Below are 20304 nucleotides of genomic sequence, written 5' to 3' on the forward strand. Positions count from 1 at the left end.
TTCCCGCTGCGGCGGCGAGCATGCCGGCCGACCAGCGGATTCACCGACGGGCGACGTACACCGTGTTCGCGGACTCGCCGCCGGTGAGCGGATTGGCGAACCGGACGACGTGCGCCTGCCAGATCGGGAACACCGCGGCCAGCACCGCGCCGAAGTCGTCGTCCGGCGGGTCGTCCGACCAGAGCGCGAAGACGCCCTCGGGGCGCAGCACGTCGGCCAGCCGGCGTAGGCCGTCCGGTGTGTAGAAGGCGGCGTGGCTCGGATGCAGCACGTTGCGGGGGGAGTGGTCCACGTCCAGCAGCACCGCGTGGAAGCGTCGGTCGGGATCGTCCGGGTCGAGGCCGTTTCCCTCGGCCAGCATGGCGAAGAAGTCGGCCCGGACGAACCGGGTACGCGGGTCGACGGCGAGCCCGGCGGCGAAGGGCAGCAGCTCCCGGCGGTGCCAGTCGATCACGTCCTCGATCGCCTCCACCACCACCATGGAGCGCAGCCGGGGGTCCTCCAGGGCGGTGCGCGCGGTGTAGCCGAGGCCGAGGCCGCCGACCACCACGTCGAGCGCGTCACCGCTCAGCGGCGCCAGCCCCAGCCGGGCCAGCTCGATCTCCGCCACCGGAAAGAGGCTGGACATCAGGAACTCGTCGTCGAGCTTCACCTCGTACACGTCGACGTCGACCGTCGGGTCGTGCCGGCGGCGCAGGCTGATCTCCCCGATCGGGGTGTCCCGCCAGGCCAGTTCCTCGAATCGCGTGCCCACCCGGCCGCCCTCCGCCTCGTCGTCAGTGCCCGGATGCTACCGGCCCGGGCGGCCCGGGGCCGCGAACCCGGAGCAGCCCGCGGGCGGGCTTCAGGCCGGTCTGGTGGCGACCACCAGCGTGTCGAGCGCGTCCACGGTCGATCCGTCCGCCGTCACCGGCCGGCGCACCGTGCCGGCCCGCCGCACCCGCAGCCCGGCCAGGCCGTCGACCACCGCCTCCGGGGTCAGCAGGACCGTCGGGTCCTGCGGGCCGCCGACCCCGCCGTCGAGGTTGGCCCGGTCGTGCCCGACCACCACGATCGTGCCGCCCGGCCGCAGCGCCGCCGCCGCTCCGGCGAGCACCGACGCCCGCTGCGCCGCGGGCAGGTGCAGGTAGGAGATCAGCACCAGGTCGTACCGGTCGGGCTCCGGCAGCTCGGTGGTGACGTCCGCGACCCGCCAGTCCACCGGTACGCCCCGAGCCGCCGCCAGCTCCCGTCCACGCGCGACGGCCACCGCGGCGAAGTCGACCGCCGTCACCCGCCAGCCGCGGGCGGCCAACCAGACGGCGTTGCGGCCCTCGCCGGCGGCCAGGTCCAGGGCGTCGCCAGGTGGCAGGTCGCCGGTCGTCTCCACCACGAACCGGTTCGGCTCACCGGTCCACACCAGCTCCGGCGCGGCGGCGTACCGGGCGTCCCACTCGGTGCTGTCCATACACCGGTTATACGCCGTCGACGACGGTGGGTGGGGGAGCGCCGCGGTCACGCCGGGTCCCCGGGACATCGACGCAGCGCATATCCTGTGCCGGTCGAATCGCCGGAAGGGACACCATGCCGTCGCGGCAGGACCAGCTGCACTCGTACCAGTTCACCGTCCAGCGGGCGGTGGCCGCGCTGGTCACGCGGGAGACCGACCCGGCGCAGTCGCCGTTTCGCCGGCTGGCCGGGGCCGGGCTGGCGAGCGTGCTGGTGGCGGTGATCGTCCTCGGTGGCTTCGCGCTCTACGGGTTGTTCGCCGGCGGGGGGTCGAAGTGGCGGGACACCGGCGCGGTGATCGTCGAAAAGGAGTCCGGGGCCCGCTTCGTCTACCGCGACGGCAAGCTGCACCCGGTGCTCAACTACGCGTCCGCGCTGCTGATCGTGGGTGCCGACCGGTCCCGTACGGTGCTGGTGTCGCGGCGGTCCATCGAGGGTGTGCCGCGCGGCCTGCCGCTGGGCATCGCGGACGCGCCGGACTCGCTGCCCGCGCCCGGCCGGCTCTCCACCGTGCCGTGGACGGTCTGCTCGGTCGCGGCGGCCGGCGCCGACCGCGCCGCCCCGCGGTCGGCCCTGCTGATCGGCCGGGAGGCGACCGGCGGGCGGGTGCTCGGCGACGACGCGCTGCTGGTGCGGCATCCCGACGGCACCCTGTACCTGATCTGGCACCAGCGGCGTTACCTGCTGCGGGACCCGGTCCGGGCGCTGGCGGCGCTGGCGGCGACCCGGCAGCGCGCCGTGCCGGTGGCGCCGGCGCTGCTGGACACGTTGCCTGCGGGGGCCGACCTGGCCGCGCCCGCGCTGCCCGGCCTCGGGAAGCCCTCCGACCGGGTCGAGGGCGCCACCGTCGGCGACGTCTACCTGGTCCGCAACTCCGGCGGCGGCCGGCAGTACGCGGTCGCGGTGCGCGCGGGCCTGGCCGGGATCACCGAGTTGCAGGCGGCCCTGCTGATGGCCCGCACCGGCCAGGGCGAACCGGAGCCGGTGACGCTCGGCCGGTTCGCCGCGCTGCTCCAGCCGCAGGACCTCGCGCCGAGCGGGCCCACCGCGCCGCCGGCCGGGCTGCCCCGGCTGGCCGGGTCGGACGGCGGCGGCCTGTGCGGCCGGGTGGGCGCCGACGGCGAGGTGCGCGACGTCCGGGTCGGCGCCGCCGTGCCGGACCTGTCCACCACCGCCCGCACCGCCGGGTCCGCCCGGGGCGCCCTGGCCGACCACGTGCTGGTCGAGCCGGGCGCCGGGGCCGTGGTGGAGTCGGTCGCCGCGCCCGGTGCGACCGGCGGCGCCGTCTCCGTGGTGACCGACCTGGGCCGGCGGTACGTGCTGGCCGACGCGGACGTCCGGGGCATGCTCGGCTACCGGGACGTCACGCCGGTGCGGCTGCCCGCCGGGCTGGTCAGCCTGGTCCCGGCCGGCAGCACCCTGGACCCGGCGGCCGCCCGGGTGGTGGCCGCCCCCGCCTGACGGTCGGGCGGGCGCCGGCGCGACGCGCCCGGCGACGACAGGCGTCGCGGATCAGCCGGCCGGGCGGCGCAGCAGGGTGACGGCGAAGTCCGCGTCGTCGCGCCAGGGGCGCAGGTCCCAGGTGGCGAAGCGCTGCTCGACGCGTAGCCCGGCGGCGACCGCGTCGGCGTCGAAGTCCTCGATCCGGTAGCCGCGGTCGGTGCCGAAGCCGACCAGGGCCGGCCCGTCCGGCTTGAGGTGGGCGGCGATCCGCGCCAGCACGGCCGGTTCGGTGCCGGGCGCCACGAAGGCCATCACGTTGCCGGCCACCACCGCGGCGTCGAACGGCTCCGGCTCGCCGGCCGCCGCCAGGTCCAGCGTGGCCAGGTCGGCGACCAGCCAGAGCGGGCCGGGATGGTCGGCCCGGGCGGCCTCGACCAGCGCCGGGTCGGCGTCCACCCCGATCACCCGGTGCCCCCGCGCGGCCAGCGCGGCACCCACCCGGCCGGTGCCGCAGCCGGCGTCGAGGATCCGCGACCCGGGCGCCACCACGGCGTCCACCAGCCGGGCCTCGCCGGCGAGGTCCGCGCCCTCGGCGGCGAGCTTGCGGAACCGGTCGATGTACCACTGCGAGTGCCCGGGGCCGGTCTCGGCCGCCCAGCGCGTCGGCTTGCTCATGCCGCCACGGTAACCGGCCGCCGGGCGCCGGGCCGGGCGGTCACGGCACCCGGGCGACGGTGACGAACTCGTTGTACGTGAAGATCCTGCCCAGCGCCCGGGGGAAGGGGAAGGAGTACTGCCGCCGGACGGTCAGCCCCAGGTCCCGGGCGGCCTGGGCGGCCTCGGCGAAGCCGACGAAGCGTACGTGGGTGGCGTCGCTGGCGTACCCGCGCTCCTGCGGGGTGATCAGCACGACGGTGCCGCCGGAGCGCACGTACGGCAGGTAGCCGGCGAGCACCTCGAGCGCCTGCTCGGCGGGGAGGTGCTCCAGCAGGTGCGCGGCGAGCAGCGCGTCGAAGGCGCCCGGCCGGGCGTGCGCGCCGCGGTGGAACTCCTCCACGGTGTAGGCCTCGAACCCGGCCGCCCGGGCGTGCGCGATCGAGGTGGGGTTGTGGTCCACGCCGACCGCCCCGGCGCCGAGGTTGCCGAGGTTGCGGCCCAGCCCGCAGCCCACGTCCAGGGTCCGGCCCAGGCGCAGCCGGCGCAGGTTCCACCGGTACGGCGCCTGGACGTCGAGCACCCGCTTCCACCGCGCGCCGCCGAGGCGCTGCAAGCGTCGGGTGTACTCCTCGCCCTGCGTTCCCGCCGGGCGGTCCATCGGTGTCTGTCGCATCGTCGGTCCTCTGTCGCGGGTACGGGGGTGGTGTGGGTACACCTCCGGCGTCCGCGCGCGGCGCGACGTCGGCCTCCCCGTACCCGCCGAGGCGGGCTCCGGCAGATGCTACGGCCGATGAGTCATGATTGGTACCACTCGACGGGGATGTGTCGCACGGCTACGCGCGGTGACCGACGCGCCGGTCACCGCCCGTGGTTCCGTGCCGGTCAGCCCTTCTCGGCCCCCGCGGTGAGCCCCTCGGTCAGCAGCCGCTCGCTGGCGAAGAAGAGGATCACGATGGGCAGGGTGAGGATCACCGAGCCGGCCATCAGCACCGTCTTGGGCACCTCCACGCCGTCGGAGAGCAGCGACAACCCGAGCGACACCGTCCACCGGTTCGGCTTGTCCACCAGGAACAGCAGGGCGAAGAGGAACTCGTTCCAGGCGATCATGAAGTCGTACAGCGCGACCGCCATGATCGACGGGGCGGCCAGCGGCAGGGCGACCCGGCGGATGATGCCGAGACGCCCGGCCCCGTCGATGGCCGCGGACTCCTCCAGGCTGATCGGGATGGTCTCGAAGTAGTTCTTCAGCATGTAGACCGAGACCGGCAGGGTCTGCGAGATGTAGACCAGCACCAGCCCGAACAGCGACCCGCGCAGCCCGGCCCGGGTGAACACCACGAACAGCGGGATGGCGATGACGATCGACGGGAACAGGTAGACCGCCAGGAACAGGAAGTTGACCTGTCGGCGCCCGAAGAACCGCAGCCGGGAGACCGCGTACGCCCCGGGGATCGCCACCACCAGGGTCAGCAGCGTCGCGGAGATCGCCACGATGCCGCTGTTGCGGATGAAGGTGAGGAAACCCTGGCCGCCGTCGTCGGCGGCCTTCAACACCTCGGTGTACGTGTCGACGGTGAACTCGCTGATCGGCACCCAGAGCGAGCCGGGGTCGAGCAGCAGCCGCTCGATCGGGCGCACCGAGAGCACCAGCATGTACCAGAACGGCAGCACGGTGACCAGCAGGAACGCGGCGATCACCAGCCGGCGCAGCCAGCGCAGGGAGGCGGTCTCGAACTGGTCGCGGTCCATCACGCCTCCCGTCGCGGGGTGAAGAAGCGAAGGTAGATCGCCACGAAGACGATCAGCACCACGGCCAGCACGACCGCCTGCGCCGCCGCCGCGCCCACGTCGGTGCGGGCGGTGAGGAACTGGTAGACCCGGACGCTGACCACCTCGGTGCCGGCGGAGCCGCCGGTGAGCAGGTAGACGTCGTCGAACTTGTTGAACGTCATGATGAAGCGCAGCACCGACAGCAGGGCGATCACCGGCAGCAGCTGCGGCAGCAGGATGTGCCGGAAGCGCTGGGTCGGGGTGGCCCCGTCGACCCGGGCGGCCTCCTCCAGCTCGCCGGGCACCGCCTGCAGCCGGGCCAGCAGGAACAGGAACGCGAACGGGAAGTAGCGCCACGCCTCGAAGGCGATCACCGTCCAGAGCGCCGTCGAGTCCTGGGAGAGGAAGGGGATCGGCGCGTCCCAGCCGAGGAACCGCCGGCCCCAGTCGTTGACGATGCCGAGCTGCGGGTCGAGCATCACCTGCCAGACGAAGGCCACCGCGACCACCGGCGCCACGTACGGCAGCAGCATCGACGCGCGCACCAGGGTGCGCCCGCGGAACGGCCGGCGGACCACCAGCGCGGCCACCAGGCCGATCGCGATCGAGCCGAAGGTGCCGCCCACGCTGTAGAGCAGGGTGGTCCACAGGGTGTCGGCGAAGCCGGGGGTGTGCAGCACCCGGTCGAAGTTGCTCAGCGTCAGCTCACCGAAGAGCCCGGTCTTGCGCAGGGTGGCCAGGCGTACCCGCTGGAAGGCCAGCACCACGGTCCACACGATCGGGATGCCGATCACCGCGATCACCACCAGCAGGGTGGGGGCGACCAGGGCGAGCCCCTCGCGCGACTCGCGGCGGCGCAGCGGCGACGGGCGGCGCCGGCCGGGACCGGGCCGCTCCCCAGCGGGGGAGCGGCCGGTCTCCGGCGCGGTGGTGGTCAATTGACGCCCGCCTTGATCGCCTCGACGTCCTTCTTGGCGCGGGCGGCGGCCGCCGCGGCATCGGTCTTGCCGCCAACCACGTCGGCGAGCGCCTTCGGCACCGGCAGCTCACCGAGGATCGCCCCGACCAGCTTGCCCTGGCCCTGCGGCAGGCCCCAGCGCTGGAAGGTGTCCGGGCTCTTGCGGACGGCGTCCAGCACGTCGGCGCCGTACACCTCGGAGAGCGGCTTCTTGGTGTCCACCCCGGCCTTGCTGGTGTTCCAGGCGGTGAGGAACTTCTGCTTGTCCTCCGCGGTGCCCCGGCGCACCGGCACCCGGCCCTCGGGGGACATGCCGAACCAGCGCGGGTAGCCGTCGGAGAGCATGTACTCCACGAACGACTTCGCCGGGTCGGCGGCCGCGCCGTCGAGCACCGCCCACGAGCTGATCTCGCCGTACTGGGCCGGCTCGGTGCCGTTGGGCCCCTTGATCGCGTTGACGAAGCCGCTGTTCTTGGCCAGCCAGGTCGGGTCCTTGGCGCACTGCGGGCAGGTGGGCTTGGCGTCGTTCCGCAGCCCGGCCAGCTCGTCGAGGATGAACGGCGACCAGATCAGCATCGCCGCCTTGCCGGCGAAGTAGGTGGCCCGGGTGCTGTCCACGTCCTGGGCGCCCTTGACCGAGTGGTTGCGCATCAGGTCGCCGTAGAAGCGGAACGCCTCCACGCACTCCGGCGAGTCCAGCTTGACCGCGCCCGAGTCGTCGGTGAGCTGGCAGTTGTTCGCCAGCGCGATGTGCTCGAAGGTCTGCTGGGTGAACACGTCGCCGGGGGCGGTGGCCGCGGTGATGCCGGCGACGCCGCCGGTGTTCAGCGTGGTCGCGGCCGCGGTGATCTTCTCGTACGTGTCCGGGGCGGGCAGGCCGGCCGCGGTGAACAGGTCCTTGCGGTAGACCAGCACCTGACCCCACCCGTCGCTGGGCACGGAGAGCTGCTTGCCGCCCTCGGAGCTGAGCTCCAGTGCCCGGGGGGAGAAGGTGTCCTTGCCGAGCTTGTCCACGATCTGCTGGTTGGCGTCGGGGTGCAGCAGCTCGTTGCCGGCCAGCGTGCGGATGCCGGCGAGGGAGACGGACCCGACCACGTCGGGCAGCTCACCGGCGGCCGCGCTGGAGGCGATGAGGGACGGGAACTGGTCCTCGTTGACGGTGACCAGGTTGACCTTCACTCCGGTCTTGGCGGTGTAGTCCGCGATGATCGCCTTGGTGGCGGTGACCCGGTCGGCGACGTCCTCCAGGCTCCACACGGTTATCTCGTTGCTGTCGCTCTTCTGCTTGTCGTCGCTGCAGGCCAGCAGGCTGACCCCGGTTACTGCCATGATCAGGGTGGCGGCCAGCATCCGCACCGGAGGGGAAGACATCGGTGGCACTCCTCTCGAAGGGTACATGACGGATTCAACGTGCCTGATTGATCAATTACAAGACATATGGCAATTTTTTGTTAAGATTGAGCCCGGTACTTTCCGGGAGCGACACTATGGACAACTTCGTTGTCTCGCTGGCCGGGCCGCGGCGCGTGAGCCTCGAGCCCTGCCCCTCCGATCCACTCGGCCCGGGGCAGGTGCGGGTGCGCACCTGTTTCTCCGGCATCTCCGCCGGCACCGAGCTGACCCTCTTCCGGGGCAGCAACCCCCGGCTCAGCAAGGACTGGGACGACGTCAGTCGGATGTTCGTCCCCCGCCACACCCCGGTGCCGTACCCGCTGGTCGGGTTCGGCTACGAGGAGGTCGGCGAGCTGGTCGAGGTGGCCCCGGACGTCGTCGGCAGGCGCCCCGGCCAGCTCGTCTGGGGCATCTGGGGGCACCGCGCCGAGGCCGTGCTGCCGGCCGACGCGGTCACCCCGCTCGCCCCCGGGCTCGACCCACTGGCCGCGGTGTTCGCCCGGCCCGGCGCCATCGCGCTCACCGCCGTGCTCGCCGCCGACCTGCACCTCGGCGACTGGGTCGGGGTCTTCGGGCAGGGCGTCATCGGGCTGCTCGCCACCCGGCTCGCGGTGCTGTCCGGCGCCCGGGTGGTCGCCGTGGACCGGGTCTCCACCCGGCTCACCACGGCCGCCCGCCTCGGCGCCCGGATCACCGTCGACGCCGCCGCCGAGTCCGCCGCCACCGTGCTGCACGGCGCCACCGGCGGGCGCGGGGCCGACGTCTGCCTGGAGCTGTCCGGGGCGTACCCGGCGCTGCACGAGGCGATCCGCGCCACCACCCAGTCCGGCCGCGTCGTGGCCGCCGGCTTCTACCAGGGCCAGGCCGACGGCCTCGGCCTGGGCGAGGAGTTCCACCACAACCGGATCCAGCTGGTGGCGGCCCAGGTCTCCGGGCCCGCCCCGGTGCCCGGCCTGGCCGGCCGGTGGACCGGTGCCCGCATCGCCCACACCTTCATGGACCTGGTGGCCGAGGGCAGCGTCGATCCGCTGCCGCTGGTGAGCCACGTCGTGGACGCCCGCGCGGTGGCCGACGCGCTGGCGTTGCTCGACCGGGGTGCCGATGACGTCCTACAAGTCGTGCTGAGGTTCTGATGTCGATTCCGCTCGCCTGCCAGGAGCAGCTGCTCCCGGGCACCGACCTGTCCCAGAAATTCGCCCTCGCCACCGCCCTCGGCTACGACGGCATCGAGCTGCGCGGCCGTGGCGACCTCGCGTTCGCCCGCCGGCTGCCGGAGCTGCGCCGGGCCCGCGCCGACGGGGTGGTGATGCCGACCGTCTGCGTCGACATGGACCACTTCATCGGCGATTTCGACCCGGCCCGCTCCCGGGACGCGGTCGCCAACCTGCGTTCCCAGCTGTCGGTGATCGCCCAGCTGGGCGGGATCGGCGCGATGACCCCCGCCGCCTGGGGGATGTTCTCCCGCCGGCTGCCGCCGTTCGAACCGCCCCGCCCGCCGGCCGCCGACCGGCAGGTGCTCGTCGACGCGCTCGGCGCGCTGGGCGAGCACGCCCGCGCCGAGGGGGTCACCCTCTTCCTGGAGCCGCTCAACCGGTACGAGGACCACATGGTCAACCGGCTGGACGAGGCGGTGGCGCTGTGCGCCGCGGTCGGGCTGCCCTCGGTGCGGGTGGTCGCCGACACGTACCACATGAACATCGAGGAGGACGACGTGCCGGCCGCGCTGCGGGCCGCCGCGCCGTACCTCGGGCACGTGCAGGTCAGCGACTCCAACCGGTACCAGCCGGGCGCCGGGCACCTGGACTGGCCGGGCACCCTGCGCACCCTGCTGGAGATCGGCTACCGCGGCTGGCTGGCGCTGGAGTGCCGACTGCGCGGCGACCCGGTGCGCGCGCTGCAGCAGGCGGCCGTGGTGCTGCGGCACGCCCAGCCCCGGCAGGCGGCGGCGTGAGCGCCGGGACCGGCGGCCCGACCGGGGCGCCGACCGGCGGCCTCGGCGTCGCGCCCCTACCCGGCGGCACGCCCCGACCCGACCCCGGCGAACGGGTCGCCGAGCTGCGCCGGTCGGCGCTGGCCACCCTGGACGCCAACTGGGAGCACGACCACACCGTGCCGTCGCGCACCCTCTACCCGCACCAGTGGAGCTGGGACTCGGCGTTCATCGCGATCGGGCTGGCCCACGTCCGCCCCGACCGCGCCTGGCGGGAGCTGCGCAGCCTCTTCGCCGCGCAGTGGGCCGACGGGCGGGTGCCGCACATCGTGTTCAACCCGGCGCTGCGCGTCGGTTCGTACTTTCCCGGGCCGGAGTTCTGGGACTCCGCCGCCGCCGACGGCGCCCCGGCGGCCGCCACCTCCGGCCTGATCCAGCCGCCGGTACACGCGACGGCCGCCTGGCTGGTGCACCGCCGGGCGCCGTCCGAGGCGTCGGTGCGGGAGCTGCGCTGGCTCTACCCCCGGCTGGTCGCCTGGCAGCGCTACCTGACCGGGCCGCGGGACGTGGGCGGGGCCGGGCTGGCCGCGATCGTGCACCCGTGGGAGTCCGGGCTGGACAACAGCCCCGCCTGGGACGTACCGATGGCGGCGGTGCCGGCCGACGCGAGCGTGATGAAGGCGTACCGCCGGCATGACACCGCGCACGCGGCGGCCGCGCAGCGCCCCACGGACCTGGACTACGCGCGCTACGTCGCGCTGGTGGCCGCCTACCGGCGGCACGGCTACGCCGACGACGGGCTGGCCGGGCGGCAGCCCTTCCTGGTGGAGTGCCCGCTGCTCAACGCGGCGCTGGGGGCGGCCGAGCACGCGCTGGCCCGGATCGCCGGCGTGGTCGGCGCCGACCCGGGGCCGCACCAGGCCCGCGCGGCGGCGATCACCCGGGCGGTGGTCGACCGGTTGTACGACCCGGTCACCGGCACCTTCCACCCGCGTGACCTGCGCACCGGCCGGCTGATCCCGGCCCGCACGGTGCTCGGGCTGATGCCGCTGATCCTGCCCGACCTGCCGGCCCGGCAGGTCGATGCGGTGCTGACCGAGGCCCGCTCGGCGCGGTTCGGCCTGGCCGAGCGGATGACCCGGCCGCTGCCCAGTCACGACCGGACCGCGCCGGACTTCGAGCCGCTGCGCTACTGGCGGGGGCCGAGCTGGTTGAACACCGGCTGGCTGCTCTGGCGGGGGCTGCGCGGGCACGGCCGCCCCGACCTGGCCGCCGGGCTGCGGGAGTCCATGCTGGAGCTGGTCGCCGGCGCCGGCTGCCACGAGTACTTCCACCCGGACACCGGCGCCGGGCTCGGCTCACCGGCGTTCAGCTGGACCGCCGCGCTGCTGCTGGACGTCCTCGCCGAGGGCTGAGGCGCCCCGGCGGGCGCGCCGTCCGTTCGCGGTTTCCCGGCCGGCGCCGACGGGGAAAGGGACTGCGTGGGCATTTCCCCTCGGCGGCGTCCGCCCGCCCCTCTCTACGCGGCGATGGGCGTGGTCGTCATCGTCGGATTCGCGATCGCCACCTGGCAGACGTGGAGCAACGACAACGCGCTGCGCGACCGCGGCCGCGAGGCCCCGGCGCGGGTGGTGCAGGTGAACCGCGGCCGGGCGAAGGTCGAGTTCACCACCGGCGACGGGCGCCGGGTGCAGGCCAGGATCGGTCAGGGCGACGCGGCCCCCGGGCCGCGCCCCGTCGTCGGCGACGCGGTGACCATCGTCTACGACCCACGCCGGCCCACCGACGACGTCCGGGACGTGCGCGCCCCGGAGAACCGCCAGACGGCGTACGTGGTTCTCGGCGCCACCATCGCCGCGCTGATCGGGGTGCCGCTGGCCACCTGGGGCCTCATCCGCGCCAACCGACGGGAACGCGCGGCCCGGTGACGGGCCGCCGGCAACCCGCTTGACCCGCCGGTCGGCCGTGCTGCGACGCTACGAGCGGGCGGGGCGGCCGGGCAGGGCCGCGCGCACGTGCCGCCCGGGTCGTTGGTCCCTCGTTTGCGCCCGGCCGGCCCGGGTAAGCGCGCGGCCGGCGCCCGGCCCCGCGTGCGCCGGCTGAGGGGAGGAGGGCTGAGGTGCGGTTTCCTCTCTTCGTCGCGGCGGTGGCGCGGCGGGCCGAGCTGCCGCCGGAGACGGCCGCGGCGATCGCCCGCGCCACCCTGGTGACGGTCGCCGAACGGGTCAGCGCCGGCGAGGCCGGCGACCTGTCCGCCCAGCTGCCGGACGAGCTGAGCGGCTACCTCGCCGCCCCGCCGCCGACCGACGCCCCGCAACCGCGGCTGACCGGCCCGCACCCGGGCGGCGGCGCGGCGGCCTTCGGGCCGGTGGAGTTCCTGCGTCGGGTGGCCGACCGGGCCGGGGTGGAGCCGGCCACCGCGCAGGCCGGGGTGCGCGCCGTCTTCGCCACGTTGCGTGAGGCGGTCACCGTCGGCGAGTTCCACGACCTGGTGGCCCAGCTGCCGGCCCGCCCCGGTGGCGCCGTCGACCCGGGCCCACCCCGACCGTCCGGGGGAGCGCGGTAGGTCAGAACGCCGTGGGCGGATCGGCCAGGTCGCTCTCCGCCGGCTCCTGCGGCTCGGCCACCCAACCGGAGAACACCGGCACCCCGTGCCAGGGGCCGACGCCACCCTCGCGCCGGTCGGTGGTCACCGCGACCACCGCGTACGGCTGGCCGAAGCGCAGCCGTGCCGTCCGGATGACCCCCTCCGGGGGCATGCTGGCCAGGGCGAACGCGGCCGTCACCGCGGCCGCCTCGAAGCCGTACCGGCCGTAGCGGGCCATCGTCGCCTGCCGCGCCTCGACGCCCAGCTCCGGCTCGCCGAGCAGCCCGGCCAGCGCCCGGGACACCGCCGGGAAGCCGAGCGCGGGGGCGGTCAGGTCGTGCTCGTCCCGCGCCGACCAGCAGGGCAGCACCGCGTGGTGCCGCTCCTCCCGGCCACCCGGCGCGCGGGTGGGTGCCCGCTCCTCCCGTACCGTCCAGAGCGGGGCGTCGCCCAGCGGCAGGTCGAACAGGGACCGCCGGCCGGCCGGCTCCGCGCCGTCGTCGGCGAGCCCGGCGGCCACCTCGTAGGCGGCGTCGAGCACCTGTGCCGGCGTCCCCGACCCGGCCACCGACACCACGGTCAGCCCGGCCCCGTCGTGCTCCGTCGCCGCCGCCTGGTGCACCGCCACGTCACCGGCCGCCGCGCTGGTCGCGATCCACGCCCGGTGCCCGCGTTCCGGGGTGCGCAGCACCCGCTCCAACCGGCCGGCCCAGGCGCTGTCCGCGCCGAGCGCGGTGGCCGGGGCGAGGTCGAACGGGTCGGCCCAGGAGACCCGGGTGGCCAGCGCGCCGGCCAGCGCCAGCACCACCTGCGGCGAGACGGTCAGCGGGAACCGGTCGATCAGCCCGAGGGTGTGCTCCCGCGCCCAGGCGTCCAGCTCTGCCTGCCCGGGCAGCGGCCCGGTCTCGGTGGCCCGGGGCAGTGTCGCCCGCCAGTCGGCGAGCGGAGCGGCGTCGTACCCCGGTCGGTGCCAGATCGCGCTGGCCGACGGCACCAGCGGATGCGGCCGGTCCAGCAGCGCGGCGGCCGTCGCGGCGGCGGTGTCGGCGTCGGTGCCGAGCGCGTCCTCCAGCTCCGCGCGGGCCGGGCCGGTGGCCGCCGGCGCGGTCAGCGCCAGCAGCAGCCAGGCGCCCAGCGGCGAGGCGACGTGGTGGCGGGCGCCGATCTCGGCGTGCAGCCGGGCGGCGTAGCGGGCCAGCGGGGCGTACGGGTTCGTCGTCATGCCACCAACTGTGCCCACCCCGGGCCGGGTCGGCATGTCAGGACCACAGTTCGAACGGCTCGTCGATCTCCTCGCCGGCCAGGAACGGGGTGAGCAGGCCGGGCAGCCGGCCCGGGTAGAACAACTGGTCGCTGCCCACCACCTCCCGCGGGGTCCACCAGCGGAACCCGAAGTAGTCCTCGGCCTCGTAGTCCAGCCGCTCGGCGCCGTCCACGTCCGGGCCCGGCCCGTCGAGCCGTACCGTCATGACCACCTCGTCCTGGACGTGCCGCCGGTCGCGGTAGACGAAGCTGGCCCGTCGGCGCCAGGACGGCGGGCCCAGCCGGTCGGCGCCGACCACGATGCCGGTCTCCTCGCGCAGCTCCCGCATCGCCGTCTCGGCGTACGTCTCACCCGGGTCCACGCCGCCGCCGGGCAGCTCCCACCAGGTGCCCTGCCAGGGGCGCGTGGGGTCGCGGGTGTGGAACAGCAGGATCCGGCCGTCCCGGTCGCACACCACCAGCCGCACGGCGGTGCGCTCGACCACGGGGAAGTCGTGCGGCAGCTCGGTCATCCGGTCTCCCTCCGGCCCCCGTCGCACCCGGGTCGATGCCAGGATGGGGGCATGGCGGACGTCTTCGGAGAGGTGGCGGACAGCTACTCCACGGCCCGTCCCGGCTATCCCGCCGACCTCGCCCAGGCCATCCTCACCTATCACGGGCGCCGACCGGAGCTGCTGGTCGAGGTGGGCGCGGGCACCGGCCTGGCCACCGAGCTGCTGGTCGGGTTGGCCGCCCGGACGACCTGCGTCGAGCCGGACGCGCGGATGGCCGAGGTGCTGGCCGCCCGGTTCCCGCAGATCGACGTGGTGGTCTCCCCGTTCGAGCGGTGGGCGCCGCCGGCCGCCGGGGTGCCGGTGCTGGCCTGCGCGATGGCCTGGCACTGGCTCGACCCGGCCGGCCGCAACCGCCTCGCCCACGACGCGTTGGCGCCCGGTGGCACCCTGGCCGTCTTCGCCCACCGGTACGACTACGTCGACCCGGCCCAGTCGGCGGCCATCCGCGCCGCCATCGAGTCGGTCGACCCGGCGCGGCACGTCGACGCCCCGGAGGACTGGTTCCACGTGGACGTGCGCGGCAGCGGGCTCTTCGCCGACGTCCGGTCGCTCGCCTTCCGGCGGGCGGTGCCGCTGTCCACCGCGGCGTACCAGCGGCTGATGGCCACGTTCTCCCCGCAGCTGCGCCGCCCAGGGGAGCTGCGGGAGCGGGTGCAGGAGGCGATCGGGGCCACCGTGGACGGCTTCGGCGGCACGGTCACCCTGGATCTGCGTACCACCCTGGTGCTGGCCCGCCGGCCGGGCTGACCGCTCCGGCGGACCCCGGCCGGACGCGGACCTCCGGTCGGGCGGGGTGCCGGCGCGGCGGCTAGGCTGCCGGCCGTGGCAGGTCTGTTGAGGAACGTGGCAGCCCGGCTCGGCCGGGTGACCGGGAGCGCCGGCACGCCGGCCGGCACCGCCGGGCCGATCCCGGCCCAGGTGGCGCGGCGGCGTCAGGTCAGCGCGCTGCAGCGCCGTGAGCTGGCGTACGCCCCGGAGCTGGACGGGCAGGCCGATCCGGGCGAGATCGTCTGGACCTGGGTGCCGTACGAGGACGACCCCCGGCAGGGCAAGGACCGCCCGGTGCTGGTGGTGGGCCGGCAGAGCCGGACGCTGTTCGGCCTGATGCTCTCCAGCCAGAGCGACCGGGACGGCCAGCGGCACTGGCTGTCCCTGGGCCCTGGCGAGTGGGACCGGGACAACCGGCCCAGCTGGGTCCGGCTTGACCGGGTGCTGACCATGCGGGAGGACAGCATCCGCCGCGAGGGCGCGGTGCTGGACCGGGCTCGCTTCGACCGCGTCGGTCAGGCGCTGCGCGCCGGATACGGCTGGCGCTGAGCCGGCGACCCGCCGCCGGCCGACGTAGGGCGTCGCCGACCGACTAGGCCAGGTGGGCGCCGTCCAGCAGTTGCCGGGGCGCGCGACGCCCGGCGACGCCCTTGGCCCGGTACATCGCCGCGTCGGCCCGGCAGAGCGCGTCGGCGAGCTGGGTCGGCCCGGTCACCGGTGCCAGGCCGACCGACGCGGTGACCCGGACGGTCCGGCCGCCGAGCGGAATTGGCGCGGCGAGCGCCTCGCGCAGCCGCCGGGTGGCGTGGTCGATCCAGCGGCGGTCCACCGACGGGCTGGTGAGCAGCCCGGCGAACTCGTCGCCGCCGAGCCGGGCCACCAGGTTGTCGCCGGCGAACGCGGCCAGCCGCTGGGCGACGCTGATCAGCACCTGGTCACCCGCGGCGTGCCCGTACTGGTCGTTGACCTGCTTGAAGTCGTTGAGGTCCAGCACCACGGCGATCAGCGGCTGCGCGCCGGGCTCGGTGAGCAGGGCGGCGGCCAGCCGGTAGAAGGCGCGCCGGTTGGGCAGCCCGGTGAGCGGGTCGTGGCTGGCGGCGTGCCGTTCCGCGGCGAGCTCGGCCTGCAGGTGGGCGATCTCCGCCTCGGCGCGTACCGCGCGGCGGCGCAGCTGCCAGACGGACACCAGCGCCCCCGCCGCCGAGATGCCGGAAGCAACGGTCATCGGATCCGGCACGAACCCTCCCTCGCGGCGTCGTCGCGCGGGAGGGGTCGGCGGCTGCCGACGCACCGCCCGGGCCCGTCGTTTTCCCAGGTGGCTGCCCGGGTTGGGGTAACCAAGAGTGAACGGATGGGTACCGCGCACGTGCGTTATCATGCTCGCTGTCCGATGCAGATGCAATAGCAGATGCACGTGCAGCACGATCCGTGTCCGCTCGTCGCGCAACTCCTCCCGCGGCGGCACCGTCCATTCGCGACGGCGGACGCTCCTCACAGAAAGACGCCCCATGCAGCAGCCTCAGAACGGCGTGTCGACCGCCCAACTACCCCCGGTGCGGTGGCTGAAGAGCCGACGCAGCAACCCCAGCGGGAACTGCGTCGAGCTCGCCGAGCTGCCCGGCGGTGCCGGCATCGCGGTGCGCAACTCGCGGCACCCCGAGGGTCCGGCCCTGATCTACACGGTGGACGAGATCGCGGCGTTCGTGCTCGGCGCCCGGGACGGTGACTTCGATCATCTGATCAACTGATCCCAATCCCGTCGACGGGACTGATCGTCCGTCCGGAGGAGTTCTCCTCACCGTCGGTCCATGGCATGCTTACACGTCGGCCGGGCAGGGCGCCCGCAGCCGACATGGGCGCTCACCGGGAGGGCGGCACGTGACGATGGTTACCGCCGACGGTGCACCGGCCACCGGTCCGACCGTGCTGCGCATGCTGCTCGGCGCGCAGTTGCGTCGGCTGCGGGAGGCGAGCGGCGTCACCCGTGAGGGCGCCGGCTGGGAGATCCGGTCCTCCGAGTCGAAGATCAGCCGGATGGAGCTCGGCCGGGTCGGGTTCAAGGAGCGGGACGTCGCCGACCTGCTCACCCTCTACGGCGTCACGGCCGAGCAGGAGCGGGAGGCGCTGCTCAAGCTCGCCCGGGACGCGAACAGCCCTGGCTGGTGGCACCGCTACGGCGACGTGCTGCCCAGCTGGTTCCAGTCGTACCTCGGGCTGGAGGCGGCCGCGGCGATGATCCGCACGTACGAGCTGCAGTTCGTGCCGGGCCTGCTGCAGACCGCCGAGTACGCCCGCGCCGTGGTGCTGCTCGGGCACGGGCGGGCGTCCACCGCCGAGCTCGACCGGCGGGTCGAGCTGCGGATGCAGCGCCAGCAGCTGTTGGGCCGCGCCGACCCGCCACAGCTGTGGGCGGTGGTGGACGAGGCCGCACTGCGCCGGCCGATCGGCGGCCCCGCGGTGATGCGCGCCCAGCTGACCGCGCTGATCGAGGCCACCCGGGCCCCGCACGTACGGTTGCAGATCATCCCGTTTGACGCCGGTGGCCACGCCGCCGCGGGGGGTGCCTTCACGATCCTGCGGTTCGGCGACGACGACCTGCCCGACATCGTCTACATCGAGCAGCTCACCAGCGCGATCTACCTCGACAAGCGCGAGGACCTCGACTACTACGCGGTGGCGATGGAGCGGCTCTGCGTGGAGGCCGCGCCGCCGGAGCGCACGCCGGAGATCCTCACCCGGCTGCGCGACGAGCTCTACCCGGGGTGACGGCGACCACGGGCGCGGCTCTACCATGGTCACCACCACCGGTGACAGTGGACGGAGCCGATCCGCGCGGCCGGTGACGCAGAGTCATGGAGGCGGTTGTGACCACCGATGCCCAGGGCGCCGCGACCGGCCCCGTCCGTCCGAGCGACCGGATCGACACCTCCGTCGTCCACCCCGCCCGCCGGTACAACTACTGGCTGGGCGGCAAGGACAACTTCCAGGCCGACCGCGAGTCCGGCGACGCGATGGCGGCGGCCTTCCCGACCATCCGCACCAGCGCCCTGGAGAACCGCCGGTTCCTACGCCGCGCTGTCGACCACCTGGTGCGCGAGGCGGGCATCCGGCAGTTCCTGGACATCGGCACCGGCATCCCGACGGCGGACAACACGCACGAGGTGGCCCAGCGGGTGGCCCCGGAGGCGCGGGTGGTCTACGTCGACAACGACCCGATCGTGCTGGCCCACGCCCGGGCGCTGCTGACCAGCTCGGCCGAGGGCGCCACCGCCTACATCGACGCGGATCTGCGCGAGCCGGAGCGGATCCTCGCCCACCCCGACCTGGCGCGCACCATCGACAGGTCCCGCCCGGTCGCGCTGATGCTGGTGGCCGTCCTGCACTTCGTGGCCGACGGGGAGGACCCGTACACGACGGTGGCCCGGCTGCTCGACGCGTTGCCCTCGGGCAGTTACCTGGTGGCCACCCACGCTACCTACGAGTACCTGCCACCGGAGGTCGCCGAACAGGCCAAGGCCGCCGCGCTGGGCAACAGCCCGCACGGCATGATCTACCTGCGCGGCATGGCCGATTTCGCCCGGTTCTTCACCGGCCTCGAACCAGTCGAGCCGGGCCTGACCTCGGTGGCCGAGTGGCGGGCCGGTGACGAGCCGCAGCCACGCCCCACCGTGGCCGAGGTGAGCATGTACGGCGGGGTGGCCCGCAAGCCCTGACCACACTCGACTGACAGGCGGCGTCGGCTCCGGCCGGCGCCGCCTTTTCGCGCCCGGTGTCCGGATCCGGTTGACCGTCACCGATGGCCGGTTGCAGTCTGCGGCCCGCCGACGCGATGGAGCCCGCCCCGGCGCCCGCCGGGCCCCACCGCACCTGACCGGGCCGATCGGGTGCCCGGAGACGGCCGTAAAACCGGGGCAATCGGCGACACGCCGGCACGATTCGGGCCGCAGGGTTGGTGCCCGGCGACCCCGGCTTGGCAGACTAGATCCCCATGTCGTCGTTCACGCCCACCCTGCGGCTGCACGATCGGTACGTCCTGCGCGAGCGCATCGGCCTCGGCGGGATGTCCGAGGTGTGGCGCGCCGACGACCGGGTCCTGCACCGTCCGGTCGCGGTGAAGGCACTCGCGGCGCAGCTCGCGACGGACCCGGAGCTGCGCGCCGCCATCCAGCGCGAGGCGCGCGCCGCCGCCCGGCTCACCCACCCGCACATCACCCGGGTGTACGACTACGGCGAGGCGCCGCTGCCCGGCGGCGCCGTCGTGCCGTACCTGGTGATGGAGCTGGTGGAGGGGCGCAGCCTGGCCGACCGGTTGACCGGTGGGCCGCTGGCCTGGGCGGCGGCGGTGCGCACGACCGCGGAGGTCGCGGCGGCGCTGGCCGCCGCGCACCGGATCGGCGTGGTGCACCGGGACGTCAAACCGGCCAACGTGATGCTGACCGAGGCCGGCGCCAAGGTCCTCGACTTCGGCATCGCCGCCCTGGCCGGCCCGAACCGGGGCGCCGGCCAGCCCGGTGAGCTGATGATGGGCACGCCCGCCTACTTCGCGCCGGAGCGGATGACGCCGGGCCCGCCGGACCCGGCCAGCGACGTGTACGCCCTCGGCACGCTGCTCTACCGCGCGCTCAGCGGCCGGGCGCCGCTGCCGGTGCAGACCTGGGAGGACGCGCTCGAGGTGCACGGCCGGCGGACCCCGGTGCCGCCGCTGCGGGTGCCCGGCCTGCCCACCGACCTCGCCGAGCTGACCATGGCCTGCCTGGCCTCCGATCCGGCCCGCCGGCCCACCGCCGAGCAACTCGCCGACCGCCTCCGGGCCGCCCTCGCCGCCGCGGCGCCGACCGCCGCGCCGCCGTCGATGACCCGCCCGCCCGTGAACGCGCTGACGGTGGCGCACCCGCCCACCCTGGTCGACCGGTCGGCGTCCGGGCCGCCGGAGGGCGGGGCGTTGCCCGCCGGGATCGACCCGACCGGAGTGCGCCCCGGCCCCAGCCGGCCGGACCGGTCGAACCGGGCCGTCGGGGTGCTGGTCGCGGCGGGGCTCACGCTGATCGTCGCCCTGGTCGGCGTACTCGCCCTGGACGACGATCCCGCCGCCGTGCAGACCCCGGCTGCACCGCTCACCGCCGCGCCGGTCGAGAAGCCCAGCCCCACCCGGGCGCCGGACCGGCCACGGCCGTCCACCTCGACGACCACCACCGCGCCGTCCCGGGCGCAGCGGCCGGCGCCCCGCACGGCCGAGGAGCTCGCCGACACCTTCACCGCCGTGCTCGCCGAGGCGCGGGCCGGCGAGGACATCGACCGCAGGACCGCCGAGCAGCTGCGGCGCGGCGTGACCGACCTGGTCGACGGCGAGCCGAAGGACCGGGTCAAGCGCCTCCGGGAGCTGAACCGGACGATCGAGAGCGGGGCCGAGGACGAGAAGATCGACCGGAGCGTCGCCGACGACCTGGCCGACCTGCTGGCCGGGTGGCCCCGCTCGCGCAACGGCGACTGACCC

General features: G+C 74.9%; 22 protein-coding genes. 12 read left to right on the forward strand and 10 right to left on the reverse strand.

What is annotated here, in order from left to right:
- Positions 1-40: 40 nt before the first annotated feature.
- Together ACFY3U_RS12175 and ACFY3U_RS12180 are read right to left on the reverse strand one after the other, a co-directional pair.
- Positions 41-754 carry a spermidine synthase gene (locus tag ACFY3U_RS12175; RefSeq protein WP_387199218.1) on the reverse strand — a complete coding sequence of 238 codons (714 nt, stop codon included), beginning with the start codon at positions 752-754 and terminating at the stop codon, positions 41-43.
- Between the two features lie 90 nt (positions 755-844).
- On the reverse strand, positions 845-1447 hold the full coding sequence (locus tag ACFY3U_RS12180) for a class I SAM-dependent methyltransferase (protein ID WP_387199221.1): 603 nt from the start codon (positions 1445-1447) through the stop codon (positions 845-847).
- Positions 1448-1563: 116 nt separating this feature from the next.
- On the opposite strand from ACFY3U_RS12180, the gene eccB reads away from it, so the two are divergent.
- Entirely contained in the window at positions 1564-2949 is a 1386-nt protein-coding gene (eccB, locus tag ACFY3U_RS12185) for a type VII secretion protein EccB (protein WP_387199224.1), read from the forward strand.
- A gap of 51 nt (positions 2950-3000) precedes the next feature.
- Here eccB and ACFY3U_RS12190 read toward each other — a convergent pair whose 3' ends face one another.
- The 5 genes from ACFY3U_RS12190 to ACFY3U_RS12210 form a co-directional block, all read right to left on the reverse strand.
- Positions 3001-3606, reverse strand: coding sequence for a class I SAM-dependent methyltransferase (locus ACFY3U_RS12190; RefSeq protein ID WP_387199227.1), 606 nt, complete (start codon positions 3604-3606; stop codon positions 3001-3003).
- 40 nt (positions 3607-3646) lie between these two features.
- Positions 3647-4261 (reverse strand): methyltransferase domain-containing protein, encoded by a 615-nt coding sequence (locus ACFY3U_RS12195; RefSeq protein ID WP_387199230.1) that lies wholly within the window; start codon positions 4259-4261, stop codon positions 3647-3649.
- Between the two features lie 209 nt (positions 4262-4470).
- Positions 4471-5337 (reverse strand): carbohydrate ABC transporter permease, encoded by an 867-nt coding sequence (locus ACFY3U_RS12200; protein ID WP_387199232.1) that lies wholly within the window; start codon positions 5335-5337, stop codon positions 4471-4473.
- Positions 5337-6296 carry a carbohydrate ABC transporter permease gene (locus ACFY3U_RS12205; protein ID WP_387199236.1) on the reverse strand — a complete coding sequence of 320 codons (960 nt, stop codon included), beginning with the start codon at positions 6294-6296 and terminating at the stop codon, positions 5337-5339. The genes ACFY3U_RS12200 and ACFY3U_RS12205 overlap by 1 nt, the downstream gene beginning before the upstream one ends.
- Positions 6293-7687: an ABC transporter substrate-binding protein gene (locus ACFY3U_RS12210; protein ID WP_387199239.1), complete on the reverse strand. Its 1395-nt coding sequence runs from the start codon at positions 7685-7687 to the stop codon at positions 6293-6295. The genes ACFY3U_RS12205 and ACFY3U_RS12210 overlap by 4 nt, the downstream gene beginning before the upstream one ends.
- A 116-nt stretch (positions 7688-7803) precedes the next feature.
- Here ACFY3U_RS12210 and ACFY3U_RS12215 point away from each other — a divergent pair, with 116 nt between their 5' ends.
- From ACFY3U_RS12215 to ACFY3U_RS12235, 5 genes are all read left to right on the forward strand, one after another.
- Positions 7804-8841: a zinc-binding alcohol dehydrogenase gene (locus tag ACFY3U_RS12215; RefSeq protein WP_387199242.1), complete on the forward strand. Its 1038-nt coding sequence runs from the start codon at positions 7804-7806 to the stop codon at positions 8839-8841.
- Entirely contained in the window at positions 8841-9659 is an 819-nt protein-coding gene (locus ACFY3U_RS12220; protein WP_387199245.1) for a sugar phosphate isomerase/epimerase family protein, read from the forward strand. The genes ACFY3U_RS12215 and ACFY3U_RS12220 overlap by 1 nt, the downstream gene beginning before the upstream one ends.
- A 104-nt stretch (positions 9660-9763) precedes the next feature.
- On the forward strand, positions 9764-11053 hold the full coding sequence (locus ACFY3U_RS12225) for a hypothetical protein (protein WP_387199918.1): 1290 nt from the start codon (positions 9764-9766) through the stop codon (positions 11051-11053).
- A gap of 120 nt (positions 11054-11173) precedes the next feature.
- Positions 11174-11566: a DUF3592 domain-containing protein gene (locus tag ACFY3U_RS12230; protein ID WP_387199248.1), complete on the forward strand. Its 393-nt coding sequence runs from the start codon at positions 11174-11176 to the stop codon at positions 11564-11566.
- 191 nt (positions 11567-11757) lie between these two features.
- A complete protein-coding gene (locus ACFY3U_RS12235; protein WP_387199251.1) occupies positions 11758-12204 on the forward strand; it encodes a DUF2267 domain-containing protein in 447 nt (148 codons plus the stop codon).
- 1 nt (position 12205) lies between these two features.
- On the opposite strand, the gene ACFY3U_RS12240 is transcribed toward ACFY3U_RS12235, so the two are convergent.
- Both ACFY3U_RS12240 and ACFY3U_RS12245 read right to left on the reverse strand, forming a co-directional pair.
- Complete coding sequence (locus ACFY3U_RS12240; protein WP_387199254.1) at positions 12206-13447, reverse strand: hypothetical protein; 1242 nt, start codon at positions 13445-13447, stop codon at positions 12206-12208.
- A gap of 37 nt (positions 13448-13484) precedes the next feature.
- Complete coding sequence (locus ACFY3U_RS12245; RefSeq protein WP_387199256.1) at positions 13485-14000, reverse strand: NUDIX hydrolase; 516 nt, start codon at positions 13998-14000, stop codon at positions 13485-13487.
- 51 nt (positions 14001-14051) lie between these two features.
- Between ACFY3U_RS12245 and ACFY3U_RS12250 the strand changes: the two genes are divergently transcribed.
- On the forward strand, positions 14052-14789 hold the full coding sequence (locus ACFY3U_RS12250; protein WP_387199259.1) for a class I SAM-dependent methyltransferase: 738 nt from the start codon (positions 14052-14054) through the stop codon (positions 14787-14789).
- A 75-nt stretch (positions 14790-14864) separates the two neighbouring features.
- On the forward strand, positions 14865-15359 hold the full coding sequence (locus ACFY3U_RS12255) for a type II toxin-antitoxin system PemK/MazF family toxin (RefSeq protein ID WP_387199262.1): 495 nt from the start codon (positions 14865-14867) through the stop codon (positions 15357-15359).
- Positions 15360-15402: 43 nt separating this feature from the next.
- Here ACFY3U_RS12255 and ACFY3U_RS12260 read toward each other — a convergent pair whose 3' ends face one another.
- Positions 15403-16047 carry a GGDEF domain-containing protein gene (locus tag ACFY3U_RS12260; protein WP_387199265.1) on the reverse strand — a complete coding sequence of 215 codons (645 nt, stop codon included), beginning with the start codon at positions 16045-16047 and terminating at the stop codon, positions 15403-15405.
- A gap of 271 nt (positions 16048-16318) precedes the next feature.
- Here ACFY3U_RS12260 and ACFY3U_RS12265 point away from each other — a divergent pair, with 271 nt between their 5' ends.
- The 4 genes from ACFY3U_RS12265 to ACFY3U_RS12280 all read left to right on the forward strand — a co-directional run bounded on the left by ACFY3U_RS12265 (position 16319) and on the right by ACFY3U_RS12280 (position 20301).
- Complete coding sequence (locus tag ACFY3U_RS12265; RefSeq protein WP_387199268.1) at positions 16319-16558, forward strand: DUF397 domain-containing protein; 240 nt, start codon at positions 16319-16321, stop codon at positions 16556-16558.
- Between the two features lie 136 nt (positions 16559-16694).
- Entirely contained in the window at positions 16695-17576 is an 882-nt protein-coding gene (locus ACFY3U_RS12270) for a helix-turn-helix domain-containing protein (protein WP_387199921.1), read from the forward strand.
- Positions 17577-17674: 98 nt separating this feature from the next.
- Positions 17675-18523, forward strand: a complete 849-nt coding sequence (locus ACFY3U_RS12275; protein ID WP_387199270.1) for an SAM-dependent methyltransferase — start codon at positions 17675-17677, stop codon at positions 18521-18523.
- A gap of 275 nt (positions 18524-18798) precedes the next feature.
- Positions 18799-20301 carry a protein kinase gene (locus tag ACFY3U_RS12280; protein WP_387199273.1) on the forward strand — a complete coding sequence of 501 codons (1503 nt, stop codon included), beginning with the start codon at positions 18799-18801 and terminating at the stop codon, positions 20299-20301.
- Positions 20302-20304: the final 3 nt, after the last annotated feature.

The organism is Micromonospora sp. NPDC000089 (genome assembly GCF_042899365.1).
GTDB lineage: Bacteria > Actinomycetota > Actinomycetes > Mycobacteriales > Micromonosporaceae > Micromonospora.

Bases quoted from the DNA above. Each gene is read 5' to 3' on its own strand.
- ACFY3U_RS12180 (WP_387199221.1), bottom strand. From the start codon at position 1,447: ATGGACAGCACCGAGTGGGACGCCCGGTACGCCGCCGCGCCGGAGCTG.
- ACFY3U_RS12200 (WP_387199232.1), bottom strand. From the start codon at position 5,337: ATGGACCGCGACCAGTTCGAGACCGCCTCCCTGCGCTGGCTGCGCCGG.
- ACFY3U_RS12280 (WP_387199273.1), top strand. From the start codon at position 18,799: ATGTCGTCGTTCACGCCCACCCTGCGGCTGCACGATCGGTACGTCCTG.
- ACFY3U_RS12195 (WP_387199230.1), bottom strand. From the start codon at position 4,261: ATGCGACAGACACCGATGGACCGCCCGGCGGGAACGCAGGGCGAGGAG.
- ACFY3U_RS12265 (WP_387199268.1), top strand. From the start codon at position 16,319: ATGCAGCAGCCTCAGAACGGCGTGTCGACCGCCCAACTACCCCCGGTG.
- ACFY3U_RS12250 (WP_387199259.1), top strand. From the start codon at position 14,052: ATGGCGGACGTCTTCGGAGAGGTGGCGGACAGCTACTCCACGGCCCGT.
- ACFY3U_RS12190 (WP_387199227.1), bottom strand. From the start codon at position 3,606: ATGAGCAAGCCGACGCGCTGGGCGGCCGAGACCGGCCCCGGGCACTCG.
- ACFY3U_RS12220 (WP_387199245.1), top strand. From the start codon at position 8,841: ATGTCGATTCCGCTCGCCTGCCAGGAGCAGCTGCTCCCGGGCACCGAC.
- ACFY3U_RS12215 (WP_387199242.1), top strand. From the start codon at position 7,804: ATGGACAACTTCGTTGTCTCGCTGGCCGGGCCGCGGCGCGTGAGCCTC.
- ACFY3U_RS12245 (WP_387199256.1), bottom strand. From the start codon at position 14,000: ATGACCGAGCTGCCGCACGACTTCCCCGTGGTCGAGCGCACCGCCGTG.
- eccB (WP_387199224.1), top strand. From the start codon at position 1,564: ATGCCGTCGCGGCAGGACCAGCTGCACTCGTACCAGTTCACCGTCCAG.
- ACFY3U_RS12270 (WP_387199921.1), top strand. From the start codon at position 16,695: ATGGTTACCGCCGACGGTGCACCGGCCACCGGTCCGACCGTGCTGCGC.
- ACFY3U_RS12240 (WP_387199254.1), bottom strand. From the start codon at position 13,447: ATGACGACGAACCCGTACGCCCCGCTGGCCCGCTACGCCGCCCGGCTG.
- ACFY3U_RS12210 (WP_387199239.1), bottom strand. From the start codon at position 7,687: ATGTCTTCCCCTCCGGTGCGGATGCTGGCCGCCACCCTGATCATGGCA.